An 18,257-nucleotide genomic window follows, 5' to 3' on the forward strand; every position below is an offset into this window, starting at 1 on the left:
GGTCAGTGGATGATGCCGCGCGGCAGAAACGCGAAAAAGTAGAAGGCGAACCAGATCAGCATCACGATGACCGCGGCGACGCCGGCCAGCGCGATCGCGCCGCGCGGACCGGACGCGACGACGTGCTCGACTTCGTCGTCGGTCGGCGGAGCGGCGCTGGGCGGGTCGTTCGCTTTCATGTCGATGGTTCTCCTATGCGACGCTTCGGTGTGGCCCTTTCGGGACGGCAACTCAATGCAGCGGTGCCTTGCGCAGCTCGTTGACCTCGCGGGCCGTCACCGGCAGCCCGTGATTGCCCCACGCGGTGCGGATGAAGGTGACGACGGCGGCCGCTTCGGCGTCGTTGAGCTCCTGGCCGAACGGCGGCATGCCGAACGGCTGCGGATTTCGTTTGGTGCCCGGCGGGAAGCCGCCGTTCAGCACGATGCGGATCGGATTGACCGCCGAGTCCATTTCGATCGACTGGTTTCCCGCCAGAGGCGGGTAGTGCGGCAGCTGTCCTTCGCCGTGGTCGCCGTGGCAGATCGCGCACTTGTCCGCATAGATCTGCTTGCCGAGCGCGAACACCTTCGGGTTCGGGTTCGCGCTCGGGCCGGTCTTGCGGCCGCCCTGGTCGGGCAGCGACTTCAGATAGACGGCCATTGCGCGGATGTCTTCCTCGCTCAGATGCTGCAGGCTGTGATAAGTGACCTCGGCCATCGGGCCGTAGACGGCGCCACGATTGGAGATGCCCGCCTGCAGCAGATCGACGATGTCCTGGATGCTCCAGTCGCCGAGGCCGCCGTCCTTGTCCGAAGTGAGCGACGGCGCGTACCAGTTCTGCACCGGAATCAGCCCGCCCGCGAACTGCTCGCGCGGCGACGAACCGCCCAGCATATTGATGCGCGTGTGACACATCGTGCAGTGCCCGAGCCCCTCGACCAGATACGCGCCGCGATTCCATTCGACCGATTTGGTCGGGTCGGGCTTGAATTCGCCCTCGTGGAAATACAGCGTGCGCCAGCCGTACAGCAGATCGCGCTGATTGAACGGGAAGCGCAGCGTGTGCGGGTGATTCGGCTGACGCACCGGCTCGACGGTCTTCAGGAACGCGAAGATCGCGTCCGAGTCCTCGCGCGTGACTTTCGTGTACTGGGCGACCGGCATTGCCGGATAGATCGGCGCGCCGTCCGGCTTGCGGCCGGTGCGCATCATCTTGAAGAACGCTTCCTCGCTCCACGTGCCGATGCCGTACTGCGGGTCCGGCGTGATGTTCGGCGAGTACAGCGTGCCGAACGGCGTTTCCATCGCGAGGCCGCCGGCGAACAGCCGGCCGCGCGGCGCGGTGTGGCACGCAATGCAGTCGCCCGCGCGCGCAAGATATTCGCCGCGTCTGACGATCTCGGGGCGAGTGTCGGGACTGGTTCCAGCCGTGGTAGTTGCTTCCGCGCCTTGGGGCGCCGCGGTCGCGGCATGCGCCGTCGTCGTGAGCGGTCCATGGACCAGCAACGCGAGCGCGAAGCTGCCGATCGCAAGGACGCTAGCCATGCTTGCCGGGCGCAGCCAACCGGACGGGCGGAGTGTCGGCTTCATTGCGGTTGGCTCCCGCAAGCGAGGGGCAGCCGTTCGGCGGATGCCGGTGCGGGCCGGGGATCGGCGGGACGCGGCTGGCGCGCGAGCCAGTTCGATACCGCGGCGATGTCGTTGTCGTTCAGCTTGAGCGCGATCGTGCGCATGCAGTCCGGCGCGAGCGCGTGGCGGGTGCCCGAGCGCCACGTGCCCATCTGTCCGGCGATATAGCTCGCGTGCAAGCCGAGCAGGCCCGGAATGCCCGGCTGCGTGCCGGTCATGCGCGCGCCGTGACAGGCGATGCACGCCGGTATGCCGCGCGCCGGGTCGCCATGCGTCACGAGCTTTTCACCGGCGGCAAGCAGCTTCGGCGACAGGGCGGCGCGCTCGGATTCGGGATAGGGCGGCTGCAGGGCCGCGAAGTACTCGCTGATCTGACGCAGGTAGTCGTCGGGCAGGAACGCTAGCAGATAGCCCATCGGCGGATAGGTGCGGCCGCCGTCGCGAAACGCGATCAGCTGATTGAACAGGTACTCGGCCGGCTTGCCGGCGATGCGCGGGAAGTAGTCGTTTTTGCGTCCCTGGCCCTGTTCGCCGTGACACGACGTGCAGGCTCGTACGCGCTGGTCCATCGATGGGGGCATCGCGACGGACGTGTCGGTGGCCGCTAACGCCGCGCCGCTCCATAGCGCATGAAGCGCGCACAGCACGGACAGGACCGCAGAGCCGATAGTTTTGCGATACACACCGGGCCTCGTCGTGGAACGTTCTTATCGCTCGATTTATATACCCGGCGCGAGTGTGCGGATTGACTCATGAATCCGGAAACGACGCATCTCGGGACTAGCTGCTTTTAATTGACTGCTATTAACCGCTATTCTGAACGGGCTTGTTCGGCAACGCGAACTACAGAAGCGCAATGATGATGCAATTGTCCGGCAAAAACTTTGATCTGCGACAATGATCCGCGCTGGATGCGCCTGGGACGGCGACTTTCGGGCTCCAATGAGCGACGCATGAGGCGCTGAAAAGCGCGTGATATCCGTTAGCAGCCTGCAACAATTTATCGGACTCGTCAATAGAGAATACAAAGGTAAACAGGCGCTTCGATAATCACGGAATGGCACGGATGCCGGCCCCAGCGCGGTGGATTTTGTTGCGCTGCGGTTTATCGATGTCAATGCATCAGGTGAATGTGATTAGCCGATGTCGATCCATAAATTTTGCTGTGAATTTTATTTGTGCCTGGCTCGTCTCATTCGTGTGGTTTCACGTTTTGCGCAAATGCCGGTGGGCTTCATGCGAAGAGCCGCACGAGCGCATCACGTGCATTGCTGACCAGTTCGCTTTCGCCCGTACGCCCCGGCAGCAGATGAAACTCGATGGCTGGCAGGGGCGGCAAGCCGATGTTCGCCGCGCACGCCACCACGCCGCCGCCGAGCGACGACTCGTTCAGACAGGAAATCCCGAGCCCCGCCTTCAAGGCGAGTTGCAGCCCCGCGACGCCCGACGCCGAATGCGACACCACGTACGCTACCTTGTGTTCGTTGAGCAGCTTGACGACGAAGCGCTGCAACTGACAGGTCGTCGGCAGCAGCACTAGTTGATACGGCGCGGCGGGGCGGGTGGGGGCATCGGCGCAACTGGCCCATAGCAGCTTTTCGCGCCGCACGACGATGCTCGCGCCACCGGCACCGGCACCGGCACCGGCACCGCCACCGGCACCGGCGCCGCGTGCGCGCGGCTGGCCTAGGACGAGCCGCGCCGACAAACCGATGTCGAACGACGCGTGATCGTCCGCGCCGCTGTCGATCACCGCGCTCGGCAGCACCGTCACGTGCAGCTTCAGCCGCGGATGCTGTTCCGAAAACGTCTTGAGGATGCGCGCGATGTCGTGCGGACGGTAGTAATCGGTGATCGCGATGCGCAATTCGCCGTCGAGCGAGCGGCCTTGCAGGTCGTCGAAGGCCGCTTCGCTCATCGCGATGATGCGGCGCGCGTGCTCGAGCAGACGCTCGCCCGCGGGCGTCGGGCTCACGCCCTGGCGGCGGCGCACGAGGAGCGGCTGGCCGGCGCGCTCCTCGAGCTTCTTCAACTGCTCGCTTACCGATGACTGCGACAGGAACACGCGCTCGGCGCCCGCCGACACCCCGCCCGATTCGGCGACGGCGACGAAGGTCCGCAACTGTGCAAGGTCGAAACCACGCTGGCTCATGATTCGGTTTTTCCGATGGAGGCGATCTAAATTTCCGGCTTTTCCGATGGAATGCCCAGCCGTAGCATACCCCCGAATACACACGGAGGGTGGGATGGAAAACGGATCTATGACAGCGTCGCGCGGCATCGGCCAGCGCGGCGCGCGGCATCGCTGGAAGGTGCTGGGCGTGGGCTTCGCCGCGAACGCGAGCTTTTCGGCGGCATTTTCGGGAATTCCGACGACGGCGGTGTTCCTGCGCTCGGACTACCACCTCTGCAACCACGGGCTCGGCCTCGTGCTGGGCATGCTCGGGCTCGGCATTGCGGTCAGCGAATTGCCGTGGGGACTGTTGACCGACCGCTGGGGCGATCGTCGCGTGCTGCTGCTCGGCTTGCTGTCGACCGCGGCCGCGCTCGCCGGTCTTGCGCTGTTCGTGTCGCCGGGCGACGCTCAGGTGCCCGGCATCGTCCCGCTCGCGCTCGGGCTGCTGCTGGTCGGATTGCTGGGCGGCAGCGTCAACGGATCGAGCGGCCGAGCGGTGATGGCGTGGTTTCGCGAAGGCGAGCGTGGCCTCGCGATGAGCATCCGGCAAACCGCGGTGCCGGCGGGCGGTGGACTCGGCGCATTGGTGCTGCCGGTGCTCGCCTCGCACTTCGGTTTTGCGAGCGCCTATGCGGTGCTGGCGTTGGCATGCGCGATCACCGCGTGGTTCGCGTGGCGCTGGCTGCACGAGCCCGCGCAGGCGGCTGCGACGGCCGGTGCAGGGGCGGCCAGTGGGCGGGGCGTAGACGCTTCGAACGCCGGCGCGCCTTTGCCGATGCGTTCACCATTGCGCGACATCGCGATCTGGCGCGTCGCGCTCGGCGCGGGCGCGCTGTGCGTGCCGCAGATTGCCGTGATTACGTTCGGCGCGGTGTTTCTGCACGACTTCGGGCGTGCCGGCGTGTTCGCGATCAGCGTGACGATGGCCGCGGTGCAGACCGGCGCCGCGGTCGCGCGGGTCTGGAGCGGTGCGTGGACCGACCGGCGCGGCAACCGTCGCGCGTATATGCGGGCCTGCAGTCTATTGACCGCCGTGCTGTTCGTGCTGCTCGCGCTCGCGACCGGGCTCGTCGGCATGCATCGCGCCGGAGCGGTTGCGCTGTTCGCGCTGATGATCGTGTTCGGCGGAGTTAGCGCGTCGGCGTGGCACGGCGTCGCGTTCACCGAACTCGCGTCCCTTGCCGGTACCCGCCGCGCGGGCACCGCGCTCGCGATGGGCAACACCTGCGTGTTCCTCACGCTGTTCGTGACGCCGCTCGCGATTCCCGCGCTGCTGTCCATCGGAGGATGGCCGCTGGTGTGGAGCGTGGCGAGCGCGTGCGCATTGCTCGCGTTGCCGGTGTTTCCGCGCGCCGCGTCGACGCGTGCGATGCGCGCGACGCGTGCCTGTGATGCGGCGTGAGACATGATTTGAACAGCGCGCGCTTTGCGTTTTCGAATGGATTTGATTCGATTCGAATAACGGTGCGCATTTTGCTCGGTAGGACTATAAATTATCCCGATCATTTAACCGGATTAGGAACGCTCCGATTGTCGTGAATTTGCGAGGGTGATCAGATGGCTTTTCCGGCACGTCGCGTGATTGACGCGGCGAAGGTCGACGCCCGCCGCCCGCACAGCCACCCCCGCACGCATTCCGACCATTCCGACAACGAGCGAGACTAATCGTGACAAATCTTCGAATCATTCTGGCGGACGATCATCCGTTCGTCCTGCTTGGCCTGAAATCGACGCTGGAGGCGCACGAAGGTCTGACTGTCGTCGGTCAGGCGCAGATGCCGACTGCGTTGATCGCGTTGCTTCAACACACACCGTGCGACGTGCTCGTCGTCGATCTGTCCATGCCGGAGCCCGCCGGCGAGATTAGCGACGGACTCGGCCTGATCCAGCGCATTCGCGGCGAGTGGCCGTCATTGCGCGTCGTCGTCGTGACCGGGCAGACGAATGCCGCGATGTTGCGCGTCGTCGCCGCCGATGCCGCAATCAGCGTGGTCGGCAAAGCCGATTCGCTCGAGGAACTGCCGCAAGCCGTCTGCGACAGTGTGCGCGGCGCGCGCTACCTGGGCCGCTCGGTGGTCGAAACGCTCGAGCGTTCGCAGCCGGACAACGGTCGGTTCGTGTCGGCCCTGATGCTGTCGAAGCGGCAGACCGACATCGTGCGCAGGCTCGTGAGCGGCGAGTCCATCGTGCAGATAGCGGCGGCGCTCGGCTGCCATCGCCGCACGGTGAGTCGGCAAAAGCGTGAAGCGATGGCACGACTGGGCGTGAGCGACGACCCCGCGCTCTTTTCCTGTGTACGCGCGTGCGGCTCGCTCCTCCTCGAAGCGGAAAACTAAGCATCGGGCACGCGGTCGTTCGGTCCATTTCAGAGCGCTCTGATGTTTGTCGCAAAAGAAATGCTCGACCATTGCGTGAGCGCCGGTCACGCATAACTAGGTGTCGAGAAATGAAAGTATCGAGGAGCGCCAGAAGATGAACCTCATGGCTGCATCAGGCACGCCTGTTCGAACGATCATTGCGGACGATCATCCGCTGGTTCTGCTGGCTATAGAAAATCTGATTGGCAACTATCCCAACCTGAAGGTGGTCGGCCGTGCGGCGGATGTCGCCGAACTGTTGATCGAAGTCGATCGCTGTCCTTGCGATCTCGTGCTGACGGATCTTTACATGCCAGGAGGGAGCAACGAAAACCGGTTCGACGTCGTCAGGCAGTTAAAGGAACGCTATCCCAACGTGGCGCTCGTCATCCTGACAATGGAAACGGAAGCGGCGACGCTGCGCAAGGTGATGTCGCTTGGCGTGGACGGGCTGCTGAGCAAACGTGATCGTATCGATCTGATCCACGTGGCGCTGGTCATGGCGCTGGCGCGCGAATGTTATGTCGGTCCGGCGGTGCGCGCCATGTTGGCCGACGTAACGCTGACGCAACGTCTCGACCTCGTGCGCGCCACCCTTTCTCGCCGCGAGCTCGAGGTATTTACGCAGTACGCGTCAGGGCTCGGCGTCACGGAAATCGCCACGCGCTTGGGACGTAGTGTGAAGACAATCAGCGCGCAGAAGTGCATGGCCATGCGCAAGCTCTCGCTGAATAGCGACGCCGAACTGTTTCGCTTCGCAGTCGAGCACGGGGTGGTTCCAGAACGACTTGATCAGGTCCGCTAACCGGGCGGCAACCTGCTGCGTATAGGCGCGGCGACTAGATCGGCATAACCGGGGAGACACATTTCGTGCGGTATGCCGATCGACACCATAAAAAAGTCACTGAACAGAATGACAAACAAGATTCACGTCGTCGTGGCGGACGATCACGACTCCATTCGCGCGGGCGTCCGAACGCTGCTGCGCGACAAGCCGAATATCGAGATTGTCGGCGAAGCTGCCGACACTCGCGGTCTCGCGAAGCTGCTCGAAGCTTGCGCATGCGACGTCGTTGTGTCGGACATCGGCATGCCGGGACTTGACGGGGACACCAGCGCGGTGCCGCTATTGCGTCGGCTGCTTCGGCGCACGCCGCATCCCCACGTGGTGGTGCTGACCATGATTGGGCGCGCGCATGTGTTGGCCGGCTTGCGCAATATCGGGGTGACGGGAATCGTCGACAAGCGCGACGCCGTGGACGCATTGATCGACGCGATCGAAGCCGTTGCCGCCGGGGGCACCCATCTATCGGAACAGGTTCGTGCCGCACTCGCTGCCGCGGAGCCTGCGCCGCCCCGGCGCGGCGGTGCGATGAGCGCACGCGAGTGGGAGGTGTTTCAACTCTATGTGCGAGGCCTCGCGGTGCACGAGATCGCCACACGTCTGCGACGGAGTGACAAAACGATCAGCACGCAAAAACGCAGCGCGATGCGCAAGCTCGGACTGGAAACAGAAGCCGACCTGATCAACTACGCCGCTCAGATTGGGCTGATATGAGGCGACGCGATGGTCATATTTTCTTGCTTTCGACGGCTTTGACGTAGCCCTTATCAGACTTATCTGATTGGCATGGCTCGGGGGGGCACCCAATAATCCTGGCCGCCGCCGGTCGTTGCGCGCCTTGCGCCGCAACTGCCGCTGTGGTTAGTTCGTGATCCGATTAGATGGATCAGGGGAATCCGGTGCAGACCTCTTCGCGCGATCGTTCGGTGTCTGTACCTCGTACTTGACGGATGGGGTAGAGATGGTGGCACTAGGCAAGCGATTATGGAGCGAGGGTGTGGGTACGGCATGGCTCGTGTTCGTCGGCTGCGGCAGTACGGTGTTGGACACCACGGGCATATTGCAGGCTAGTAGCGCGTTGCAGATGTCGTTGGCGTTCGGGCTTGCGCTCGCTACTGGCAGCTATGCGTTCGGCAAGATCTCCGGCGCGCATTTCAATCCTGCTGTCACCATCGGCTTGACCGTCGCGCAGCGCTTTCCCGTGCGTGATCTGTTGCCCTATATCTCCGTGCAAATCGGCGGCGCAATAGTCGCCGCGGCGCTTCTCGCTTACCTCGCTAGTGGCCGGCCAGGTTTCGAACTCGCCGCGAGCGAATTCGCGGCGAACGGCTTCGGTGCTCATTCGCCCGCCGACTATCCGTTGCATTCGGCGCTCGTCGTGGAAGTCGTGCTGTCGTTCGTGTTTGTCGGGACCTGCCTGCTGGTCGTCGTTCGAAAAGAGTTGGCAACGGTTGCGCCGTTCATCACCGGCGCATGTCTGATGCTCGTCTACCTGGTGTCGATTCCGGTCACCAATGGAGCGGTCAATCCGGCCCGCTCGACAGCGCAGGCAGTGTTCGTCGGCAACTGGGCGCTGGACCAGCTGTGGCTGTTCTGGGCAGCGCCGTTGGCCGGCGCAATTGCGGCTGGCGTCCTGTTTTCGTTTCTGCACGGTCGAGTTGATTCGTCCGCGGTGTCATTGGTGGACGGACAGGGTGACGTTTCGTGAGCGGGGGACGCTACTCATCACTTCCGATCGATACGAGTTCTCAATGCGAGGTGCCGCTGACGTTGGGGCTGCGGCGTTTGTTGCGGTGTCTTTGGCAGCGCTCGCCGCGGCACTCAATGATGCGCTGGCTGGTGTTATCTCTGCTGGCGGCTACGCAGGCGGTCTGCATGGCCGCGCCTGCCGGCGCTGCGTCAGAGTCGCCCGTCATCTCCACAGTGCGAGCCGATGTCTCCGCGTCGTCACCCAATGCATTTCCTTCCAGACTGACCGTGGGCATACTCGAAGGTGGCTGGCCGCCGTTCGACATCCAGCGGGGTGGCCAGCTCGCCGGCGTCAGCGGCGACCTGTTGCGCGCGCTCCTGGGGCCGAACGTCGTCATCGAGACGAAGAGCTTTCCCGACATGGCCAAACTGGTCGCCGCGGCTTGCGCCGGCGAGGTCGACCTGCTGACGAGCATAGCGCGCACGCCGGAGCGCGAGCGCTGCCTCGGCTTTACGGCTCCCTACTTCCACTCCTTCGCGTCGGCTGTCGTGCGTCGTGACGACGCCCGGTATGTGAAGCCCACTGATCTCGCCGGCGCGCGTATCGCGATCGAGCGCGGTTTTGCGCGTGAGCGTTTGTTGCGCGCCGGTTTTCCGCGCGCGAAGATCGTCTCGTTCGCGAGCACGCACGAAGCGCTGAACGCGCTAATGCATGGCGATGCCGACGTCTATTTCGGCTTCACACCGGTCGTTCAATACGAACTGGCGACCGACGCGTATCGCAATCTGCGCGTAGCGTTCGAGCAAGGCGGCAAAGCGCTCGACCTGCGCTTTGCGGTATCGCCCCGGCAGCTTGCCTTGCGCGATCAACTGAACCGCGCGCTCGTGTCGATGAATCCCGCCGAGGCCGCTGCGATACGCGCGCTCTGGCTGTCCGGCAACTTCAACGCGGCGCCCGCGACGGGTGCCCCACGCTTCGCGCTAACGCCGGAAGAGAAGAACTGGCTGCGTTCGCTGCCGCCGTTGCAGATCGGCTTCGACGACGATTGGGCGCCGTTCAGCTATGTCGACGCCGCGGGTCGCCCCGTCGGTCTGACCGCCGATTACCTCGCATACCTGAGCAGCACGCTCGGTGTCGTGTTCAACCGCGCGCGCACGGCCGACTGGGCCGCCACCATCGACGCATTCCAGCGCGGCGACCTCGCGATGCTGTCCTCCACATCGAGTCGCGGTGCGTTTCTCGTGGGCGCCGACCGTAGCCGCGTGTACGAGAGCGATCCGCTGGTGATCGTCGGACGCACCGGCGTGCCGCCTCCATGCTGGTTCAACGACATCACGTCGTGCCGCATCGTGATGTCGCCGCACGTAGCCGGTTCGGTGCCCCTCGCGTTGGAGGCGGTGCCGGTCGATCACATCGTCGTCGCGGCGAGCCTGGGCGAGGCGATGCGCATGGTCGCGAGTGGCGAGGCCGACGTGCTGGTCGGCAACGCTGCCGCGATCAACGTGCAACTCCGGCAGCGCTACGCCGGCGCGCTCAGGGTGCTCGACTCGCTCGGTGAATCCGACTCGTTGTATTTTGCTGTGCGCGAGGATTTGAGCCCGCTCGTCAAGCTGATCGATCGCGCGTTGCAGGCGATGCCGGCAGCCGAAAAGCAACGCATCCGGCGCAAGTGGGTGAGCCCCGCCGCGCCGGACAACGCGATGTGGAGCGTGACTGCGGTGCGGCTGCTGCCGGTGCTGATCGGCATCGGCGTGGTGCTGCTGGTGACGCTGCGCGCGTACGTGCTGCTGCAACGCGAAGTCCGGCTGCGCAAGCAGACCGAGCGCGAACTCGCGCTGCAATTGAACTTCCAGGAAACGATGATGAAGACGGTGCCGTATCCGCTCATCGCGAAAGGCCTGGACGGACGGTACATCGCGATCAACGAGGCATATGAGAAGGCGTGCGGGCTGCAGCGCAAGGACGTGCTCGGGCGCACAACGGCCGAGGTCGGCACATGGGGCGAGGCCAATAGCCGTGTGCTCGACGACATGACACACGAGCTCCTGCGCGGCGGCGGCATCGCCAAAGTCGAACTGCAGTTCGAGGACGGTGCTGGCGAGTCGCGGCATGGCATTTTTTGGACGAGCGTCTGCGAAGGCGGCGATGGGCAGCCGGCATACGTACTCGGTACGATGGTCGACATCACCGACATCCGGCGCGCCGAGATGCGCGCGCGCGAAACCGAACGGCGTCTGTTCGACGTCACGCGCTCGTTGCCGGCCGTCGTGTTCCAGATGCGGCGCTCGCCGGAAGGTGCGTATTCCTTCCCGTACATCGGCGGCGACGCGCGACATCTGCTCGGCGACAGCGATTCGCAGGGCGGGGCGCGAGTCGACTTTCAGCGCATATCGGAGCTGGATCGGCCAATCGTTCTTGCCGAGCTCGAGCGTTCCGCGATCTGTACCTCTGCGGTGCATATTGAGTTCCGTGTCGAAAGCGCCGGTCAACTGAAGTGGGTGCGGGCCGAGCTGGTGCCGCAGCGCGAAGCCGATGGCGGCGTCGTTTGGAGCGGCTATTGGGTCGACGCGAGCGTCGAGCGCGCGCGTTCTGAGGAACTCGCCCGAGCGCGCGATGTGGCCGAGGCGGCCTCGCGCGCGAAGGACAACTTCTTCGCGATGATGAGCCACGAAATCCGCACCCCGATGAACGGCGTGCTCGGTCTCGTCGAAGTGCTCGAGCGCACGCCGCTCAGTACCGATCAGAGCGAAATGCTCGGCATGATCCACGAGTCGGCGGGCGCGCTGCTGCAGATTCTCGATGATTTGCTCGACTATTCGAAGATCGAGGCGGGTCGGCTCACGCTCGAAGCGGAGCCGATCGATCTCCGTGAGCTCGTCGATAACGCGGTCGGCCTGCTCGCCGGGCGCGCCCACGAAAAGGGGCTGAAAGTGCGCGTCGACATAGCGAGCGACGCCGCTGCGACGCTCCGTGGCGACAGCGTGCGTCTGCGCCAGATCCTGTTCAACCTGCTCGGCAATGCGATCAAGTTCACGCCGAAGGGGGAGGTGGCTGTCAGCGTAGCGGTCGTCGAAGATTGCGCGGACTCGCAGACGCTGGAGCTGACCGTTCGGGACACTGGCATCGGCATCGCGCCGGATCTGCAGGCGGGGCTGTTCGAGCCGTTCGTGCAGGCCGAGTCGTCCACCACGCGGCGCTTCGGCGGCACAGGCCTCGGGCTGACGATCTGTCGCAAGCTGATCGACCTGATGAACGGCACGCTCACGCTGCACAGCGAACCCGGCCGCGGCACGAGCATGATCGTGCGGCTGACGATGCCGATCGTCGAACAGCGTTATTCGATCAATGGTCTGCACGGCAAACTCGGCGTAGTGATCACGCGAGATCGACGCATCGGCCGGGCTCTCGCACACTTCGGCGAGGCGCTGGGGCTCGAACTGCGCAGCCTCTCGGGCGATGCGGCGACGCTTGCCAAAAGCGACGTACTGAGCCGCGTGGATCTGCTGTTCGTCGGCGAGGACGTCACGTTGCCGGCACATATCGGCACAAATGCGTGCATCGTCACGCTGACCGAAAAACCGAAGCCAACGGGTTACCGCATCCTCGACGACAAGGTGCGCGTCAGCATCAATCCGATTTCGTGGCGCGGCCTCGGCGCCGCTTGTGCGGCCGCGATGACGGAGCTGCCGTCGATCGCCCGGATGGCATCGAGCGTGGTAGGCGCGCCGTTCACGACCGATGGCATCGCGCCGCCGCCCGATCGCGAACGCGCGCTCGCGAAAGGGCGGCTGATTCTTGTCGCGGAAGATCATCCAGTCAATCAGGAGTTGATCCGTCATCAGCTCGCCCTGCTGGGGTTCGCGTGCGACGTCACCAACGACGGCGCCGAAGCGCTCACCGCGCTAGAGCGCACCAGCTATGGCTGCCTGATTACGGACTGCCACATGCCGAACCTGTCCGGCTATGAACTGACCCGTCGTATCCGCGAAGCGGAGGCACTGCACGGCGGCGCGCGGCGTCTGCCGATACTCGGCATCACGGCCAATACCGCGCCCGACGACCTGAGTCTGTGCCGCGAAGCCGGCATGGACGACAGTCTGATCAAGCCGACCCGGCTCGCCACGTTGCGCGACCACCTGAGCCGCTGGTTTGGCACTGAGGTCGAGTGGCACCCCGCCCCGGCGGAAACAACCGATCGCGTTTCGACCGCGTCGGCCGGCGAGCCGCAGGCCACCCAACGTGCCGGTGCCGAACCGTTCGTGCCCGTCGACCTCGCGCGCATGACGCAGTTATGGGGAAGCGAGTCGACGGTCAAGGCGTTGCTAGATTCATTCGTCTCGTCGATGCGCGACGACATCGACGCGCTGGCGACGTTACTCGAACGCGCGGACATGGGGCGGGTGCACGAGTGGCTGCACCGGGTGATGGGGGCGGCGAGCGTGCTGCAGTATCCGCCGCTCCTAAAGGCGCTCGAAGCCTATCGCCGCGTCATTGTCGCGAAGTCGCCGGAGCAGTTGCGTAACGAGGGGCATGCGCTAATTCGACAATGCGAGGCAATACTCGATGGCATCGAACAGCAGGCCGCATTGCTCGCGTAGCGAGCGGCGCGCCGTAGACTCGCGCAAATACACGGGCGGTTCAATCGGCCGCAACCAAAATCAGGACGAAAAAAACGCGGCCGAAGCCGCGTTAAAGATTTGGAGACGTCCTTCGATGAAGGAGTCACTTCTCGCGAGTCGAAGCATACCAGGAATGACGTGATTTATTCATTACAAATCGCGCAATTAACTTTTTGATCAAATCGATTAAAACGATTTCGCGCTACGTTTTTCGCTCAAAGCGGCCCCCAAGCAAACCACCATCCCAGCCTCACCGGCTTCAAATGATTTGCACTAGTATGTGGATGCTCCGCACGGCCGACACAATGCCGCCGCGGCGCGTCAATGTCCGGAGAAGACCATGATTTCGCAGCGAAAATTGAATCTGGCAGTACTGCTGTGCGCGCTTGCATCGAGCGCTGCATTTGCGGATACGGTTGCGCTGAAGGCGAATCTCCAGCCGTCGAGCGAAGTGCCGCCGCGTGTGAGTCACGGGCATGGCATGCTGAATGCGAGCTTCGACACGTCCACTCAATCGCTGCAGTGGACTGTTACTTACGAGGGCTTGAGCGGTCCGGTCACCGCCGCGCATTTCCACGGTCCCGCGCCGGTCGGCCAGAATGCGAAGGTCCAGGTGCCGATCGAGAAGAATGGGCTCGCGAGTCCGATCAAAGGCACGGTGAAACTTACCGAGCAGCAGGTCATGGATCTGATGGCGGGGCAGTGGTACTTCAATGTTCATACCGCGCAGAATCCGACGGGCGAAATTCGCGGACAGGTGTTGCCGGCGAACTAGGCATGGACCTCGCGTTGGCCCGGCGCGCGTGCCGCGGCGACCATCACCGTCACGCGATTGGAACCCGCCAAACCAACGGCCCCTGCCAACCCACGTACCATGACGGGACTTCAACGAAGGAGCATGTCCCGATGAGCTGGCAAAGCGCGCTCGCGTGCTGGTATTTGCGCAGGCAGTTCCGGCCCGAAACCCTCAAACCGTTTATCAACGTCGAACGGGCGCGCGCGCTGACGTCGAAGCGCGTGTGGTCGCCACGCGTGCCGCGCGGCTGGCATCTGCGCGAAACGTACGGCGCAGGCAACGCGCCGCTCGTCGGCGAATGGCTGGAGCGCGTGGACGGCGGCACGGCCGGCGGCGCGGAGCCTACGGTGCTGTATTGCCATGGCGGCGGTTACTACTTCTGCTCGCCGCGCACGCATCGGTCGCTGACGTTCGCTCTCGCGACCCGCGCCGACGCGCGGCTTTTCTCCCTCGACTACCGCCTCGCCCCCGAGCATCGCTTCCCAGCGGCGCTCGACGACGCCACCGCCGCCTACCGACAGTTGCTCGCGATGGGCATCGCACCCAGCTCGATCGTGATCGCCGGCGACTCGGCCGGCGGCGGTCTCGCGCTCGCCACGCTGGTCGCGCTGCGCGACGCGGGTGCGCCGATGCCCGCGGGCGGTCTGCTGTTCTCGCCGTGGACCGATCTGGCGACGACCGGCGCGAGCCTGCGCACCAACGACAGCATCGATCCGATGTTCTGCGGCGCCTCGATCGAGCGCGCGGCCAAGGTCTATCTGGGCGATGCGCCGCCCATCCATCCGTACGCGTCGCCGGTCTACGCGGACCTGCACGGTCTGCCGCCGCTGTTCCTGCAGGCGGGCAGCACCGAAGTGCTGCTCGACGACACGCGCCGCGTCGCCGACAACGCGCACGCGGCAGGCGTCGATTGCGAATGCGAGGTGTGGAACAAGCTGCCGCACGTGTGGCCGCTGTTCGCGCCGTTCATGCCGGAGGCGAACCGCGCGCTCGATCGCGCGGCCGCCTTCGTGCGACGCGCGACGAGCCGCGCCGCGAACAGGGCTCACGCGTCGAGTGTGATGTCGAGCGTCCGATAGACGGCTTCGATCGTTTGCTGGCCGTATTGCCGCTCGAGCCGCCGCACGGTGAAGTGCCCGTGCGCGACCTGCTGGAAGTGATCGATAAACACGGTATTGACCATCGCGCCGAGCACCGCGCCGATCGCCGGAATCGATTTGGCCGCGATCTGCTCGCTGACCTGCACCGAAAAGCGCGCGGCGATCGCGTTGATGAGCCGCAGCAGCGCCGCCGAGCCGTGGGCCGTGAAGCCCTTGCTGGCCACCTCGGACGACGCCTTCGACACCGCCTGCGCGAGCGCGCCGCGCATGAAGAAGTAGCCGAGGTCGGCGTCGTCGTCCTCGCTCGAGGTGCCGCCCATGCCGAGCACGGTCAGGCATTGCAGCTGTGTGTCGACCGAGGTCAGGTCCTCGCCCTCGCTGCGCGCGATGTCGCAGATGGATCGAAACATCAGCGTGGTCGTGACGGGCAGTTCGACCGGCAGCGCGAGCAATCCAAACGCGCCGCCAGCCGCGCCGGTCGTCGCGACCGCGAACTTGTGCAGCAGGTTGTTCGGCTTGTCCGGCGCGAGCAGCCTGGCGTCGTCGCGCCGGCCGAGCGTGCGCAGCGCGATCGACAGACATTTGCGCAACGCGGCCTGCGTCGCATCGGACACTTTTTCGTTGGCGAACACCGGAATGCGCGACAGCAGCTTTTCGATCGGCGCGCCGACGACGCTGGCGAGCTTCATCGCGAGCGCGGGGCTTTCGAGCTGGTGTTTGGCGCGCCGCAGCGCGGCGAGGTCTTGCTCCGATAAGGATGGTGCTGCGAGCGAACTCGGCTGCATGAGCCTCCCTGGCATGTCATGGCGCGGGTACTGCAAGTGAGTCTACCGCGTTGCAAGGCGTGTTCCGTCCCGCGCGGAGCGGTGCAGCGTGGTATGATTTTCAATCTTTTGACACGTCAACTTTTGCTCCATCAAAAATGGCTGTCCATACCGCCGCCCACCATTCGAGTGGGCAAGTCTTACCGTTCCGCGAATCCCTGCTGGCCATGCTCGGCATCTCGTTCGTCACGATGCTGGTCGCGCTCGACCAGACCGTGGTCGGCACCGCGCTGCCCACCATCGTGTCCGAACTGCGGGGCTTCGAGCTGTACGCATGGGTCGCCACCTCGTATCTGCTGAGCTCGGTGATCACCGTGCCGATCTTCGGCCGGCTCGGCGATTACTACGGGCGCAAGCCGTTCGTGATCGCATCGATCGTCGTGTTTACCAGCGCCTCGGTGTTGTGCGGCGCCGCCAACGACATGCTGTTTCTCGTGCTCGCCCGCGGCTTGCAGGGCATTGGCGGCGGCATGCTGGTCGGCACCGCGTTCGCGTGCATTCCCGATCTGTTCCCCGATTCCGTCGTGCGGTTGCGCTGGCAGGTGCTGATGAGCTCGGCGTTCGGCATCGCGAATGCGGTCGGGCCTTCGCTTGGCGGTTTTCTGACGCAGTACTGCGGCTGGCGTTCGGTGTTTTATGTGAATCTGCCGGTTGGGCTGCTGTCGCTGTTTTTCGTCTGGCGTTTCCTGCCGCATCTACGGCACGTCGAGCATGAAGGCAAGATGCGGCTCGATTGGCCCGGCGCGCTGTTGATCGCGATCGCGCTCGGCTCGCTGCAACTGTTCGTCGAGTTGCTGCCGAAGCACGGCATCACGCTGAGCGCGTTCGCGCTGCTCGGGCTGAGCGTCGCGTCGGCCATCGCGCTGTGGAAATGGGAAAAGCGCTGCCCGACCGCGATCCTGCCAGTCGACATGTTCCGCAACCGTAGCCTCGCCGCGCTGTTCACGCTGGCCGTGCTCGGCGGCTTCACGATGTTCTCGCTGTTGTTCTACGCACCGCTGCTGTTCCAGGGCGGCTTCGGCATGTCGCCGAAAGAAGCGGGCCTCGTTATCACGCCGCTCGTCGTGTTCATCACGATCGGCAGTATCACGAACGGGCGCGTCGTGTCGCGGATCCGAAATCCGAACCTGATGCTGTACATCGGCTTTGCGATGGTCGCGCTGTCATGCCTCGGCATCGTCGTCGCGACCCGATCGATGCAGCAATGGGTGCTGATGTCGTTCATGGTCGTCGGCGGCCTCGGGCTCGGTTTCGTGATGCCGAATCTGACGATTTTCGCGCAGCAGACCGCGGGCCGCGAACACCTCGGCATCGCGACCGCGCTGCTGCAGTCGCTGCGGATGATCGGCGGCATGATCGGCACCGCGCTGACCGGCACCCTCGTGACCCACATGTACAAGAGCGGCGTGCGCAGTGCGCTCGAAGGCGCGGGCGCTTCGCACTGGTTCGGCGATCTCGGCGATCCGCAGATCCTGATCAACCGCGATGCGCAGACCACGCTCGTCGATCAGCTGACGCACGCGGGCCACAACGGCGCGATGCTGCTCGAAAGCGCGCGCGAGTCGCTGGTCGGCGCGATTCATCTTGGTCTCGCGATGGCCGCGCTGATCGCCGTCGTGTCGGTGTGGCAAAGCCGCCGCGTGCCGCCGGTCAAGCTCCAGCGCAAGCTCGAGCCGGTGATTCACGCAGACTGATTTTTTGGACTTGGTGTTGGACAGGCAGATTATGGAAGAACAGGACCGCGTCGCCGTCATGCAGCAATTTGGTCGCACGTATCGGGCCTTCATGTCGGCATTCGAGACCCAGGTGGGTCATCCGCTGCCACGCTGGCGCATTCTGCTCGCGCTGCACGAGCAGGCCGGCGAGTCGTCGCAGAAGCGGCTCGTCGAGCGGCTGCGCGTCGATCCGGGCGCGCTGACGCGGCAGTTGAAGGCGCTCGAAAGCCTGGGCTGGATCGCGCGCAGCATGGATGCGCGCGATAACCGCGTGACCAACGTGCGCCTGACCGAGGCGGGTCGCGACGCGACCGAAGCGAGCCTGCCGCGTCGCCAGGCGTTCTTGCACGACACGATGGCCGGGTTGCCGGATGAGGCGCTCGCGGCGTTGTCGAGCGCGCTGAAAATGCTGGAGACGCGCATCGGCGAAGTGGCGGCCAATGCGAGCGCAGCGGCCGGCGCCGCTGGAGCAGCCCAGGAAACCGCCGGCGACGAGGCGGCCCAACGCGTGTGATTTTTTCTCCG

Annotated in this window: 15 protein-coding genes; 10 read left to right on the forward strand and 5 right to left on the reverse strand. The window is 64.7% G+C overall.

Features of this window, described 5'->3' with window-relative positions:
• Positions 1-2: 2 nt before the first annotated feature.
• From AB3X89_RS17860 to AB3X89_RS17875, 4 genes are all read right to left on the reverse strand, one after another.
• A complete protein-coding gene (locus tag AB3X89_RS17860; protein WP_368584449.1) occupies positions 3-179 on the reverse strand; it encodes a hypothetical protein in 177 nt (58 codons plus the stop codon).
• A 52-nt stretch (positions 180-231) separates the two neighbouring features.
• Complete coding sequence (locus AB3X89_RS17865; RefSeq protein ID WP_368584450.1) at positions 232-1,572, reverse strand: cytochrome c; 1,341 nt, start codon at positions 1,570-1,572, stop codon at positions 232-234.
• Positions 1,569-2,294: a cytochrome c gene (locus AB3X89_RS17870; RefSeq protein WP_368584451.1), complete on the reverse strand. Its 726-nt coding sequence runs from the start codon at positions 2,292-2,294 to the stop codon at positions 1,569-1,571. Before AB3X89_RS17870 ends, AB3X89_RS17865 begins: the two co-directional genes overlap by 4 nt.
• A gap of 551 nt (positions 2,295-2,845) precedes the next feature.
• Positions 2,846-3,763 carry a LysR family transcriptional regulator gene (locus AB3X89_RS17875; RefSeq protein WP_368584452.1) on the reverse strand — a complete coding sequence of 306 codons (918 nt, stop codon included), beginning with the start codon at positions 3,761-3,763 and terminating at the stop codon, positions 2,846-2,848.
• Between the two features lie 94 nt (positions 3,764-3,857).
• On the opposite strand from AB3X89_RS17875, the gene AB3X89_RS17880 reads away from it, so the two are divergent.
• The 8 genes from AB3X89_RS17880 (at position 3,858) to AB3X89_RS17915 (ending at position 15,172) form a co-directional block, all read left to right on the forward strand.
• On the forward strand, positions 3,858-5,189 hold the full coding sequence (locus AB3X89_RS17880) for an MFS transporter (RefSeq protein ID WP_368584453.1): 1,332 nt from the start codon (positions 3,858-3,860) through the stop codon (positions 5,187-5,189).
• Between the two features lie 265 nt (positions 5,190-5,454).
• Positions 5,455-6,123, forward strand: a complete 669-nt coding sequence (locus tag AB3X89_RS17885; RefSeq protein WP_368584454.1) for a response regulator — start codon at positions 5,455-5,457, stop codon at positions 6,121-6,123.
• A gap of 136 nt (positions 6,124-6,259) precedes the next feature.
• Entirely contained in the window at positions 6,260-6,949 is a 690-nt protein-coding gene (locus AB3X89_RS17890; RefSeq protein WP_368584457.1) for a response regulator, read from the forward strand.
• A 108-nt stretch (positions 6,950-7,057) separates the two neighbouring features.
• Positions 7,058-7,702 (forward strand): response regulator, encoded by a 645-nt coding sequence (locus AB3X89_RS17895; RefSeq protein WP_368584514.1) that lies wholly within the window; start codon positions 7,058-7,060, stop codon positions 7,700-7,702.
• Positions 7,703-7,949: 247 nt separating this feature from the next.
• Positions 7,950-8,696 (forward strand): aquaporin Z, encoded by a 747-nt coding sequence (gene aqpZ, locus AB3X89_RS17900; RefSeq protein WP_368584459.1) that lies wholly within the window; start codon positions 7,950-7,952, stop codon positions 8,694-8,696.
• 116 nt (positions 8,697-8,812) lie between these two features.
• Positions 8,813-13,276 (forward strand): transporter substrate-binding domain-containing protein, encoded by a 4,464-nt coding sequence (locus AB3X89_RS17905; protein ID WP_368584461.1) that lies wholly within the window; start codon positions 8,813-8,815, stop codon positions 13,274-13,276.
• A 361-nt stretch (positions 13,277-13,637) separates the two neighbouring features.
• On the forward strand, positions 13,638-14,072 hold the full coding sequence (locus tag AB3X89_RS17910) for a CHRD domain-containing protein (protein ID WP_368584463.1): 435 nt from the start codon (positions 13,638-13,640) through the stop codon (positions 14,070-14,072).
• 131 nt (positions 14,073-14,203) lie between these two features.
• The gene (locus tag AB3X89_RS17915; protein ID WP_368584465.1) at positions 14,204-15,172 is read left to right on the forward strand and encodes an alpha/beta hydrolase; all 969 of its coding nucleotides are present in this window, start codon (positions 14,204-14,206) and stop codon (positions 15,170-15,172) included.
• Here the strand turns inward: AB3X89_RS17915 and AB3X89_RS17920 are convergent.
• Positions 15,139-15,978, reverse strand: a complete 840-nt coding sequence (locus tag AB3X89_RS17920; RefSeq protein WP_368584467.1) for an EcsC family protein — start codon at positions 15,976-15,978, stop codon at positions 15,139-15,141. The genes AB3X89_RS17915 and AB3X89_RS17920 overlap by 34 nt on opposite strands.
• A 137-nt stretch (positions 15,979-16,115) precedes the next feature.
• Between AB3X89_RS17920 and AB3X89_RS17925 the strand changes: the two genes are divergently transcribed.
• Together AB3X89_RS17925 and AB3X89_RS17930 are read left to right on the forward strand one after the other, a co-directional pair.
• Complete coding sequence (locus AB3X89_RS17925) at positions 16,116-17,711, forward strand: MFS transporter (protein WP_368584468.1); 1,596 nt, start codon at positions 16,116-16,118, stop codon at positions 17,709-17,711.
• A 31-nt stretch (positions 17,712-17,742) separates the two neighbouring features.
• Positions 17,743-18,246 (forward strand): MarR family winged helix-turn-helix transcriptional regulator, encoded by a 504-nt coding sequence (locus tag AB3X89_RS17930; RefSeq protein WP_176125033.1) that lies wholly within the window; start codon positions 17,743-17,745, stop codon positions 18,244-18,246.
• Positions 18,247-18,257: the final 11 nt, after the last annotated feature.

It is taken from the genome of Paraburkholderia sp. BR14320 (assembly GCF_040948665.1).
In the GTDB taxonomy this organism is placed as follows: domain Bacteria; phylum Pseudomonadota; class Gammaproteobacteria; order Burkholderiales; family Burkholderiaceae; genus Paraburkholderia; species Paraburkholderia youngii.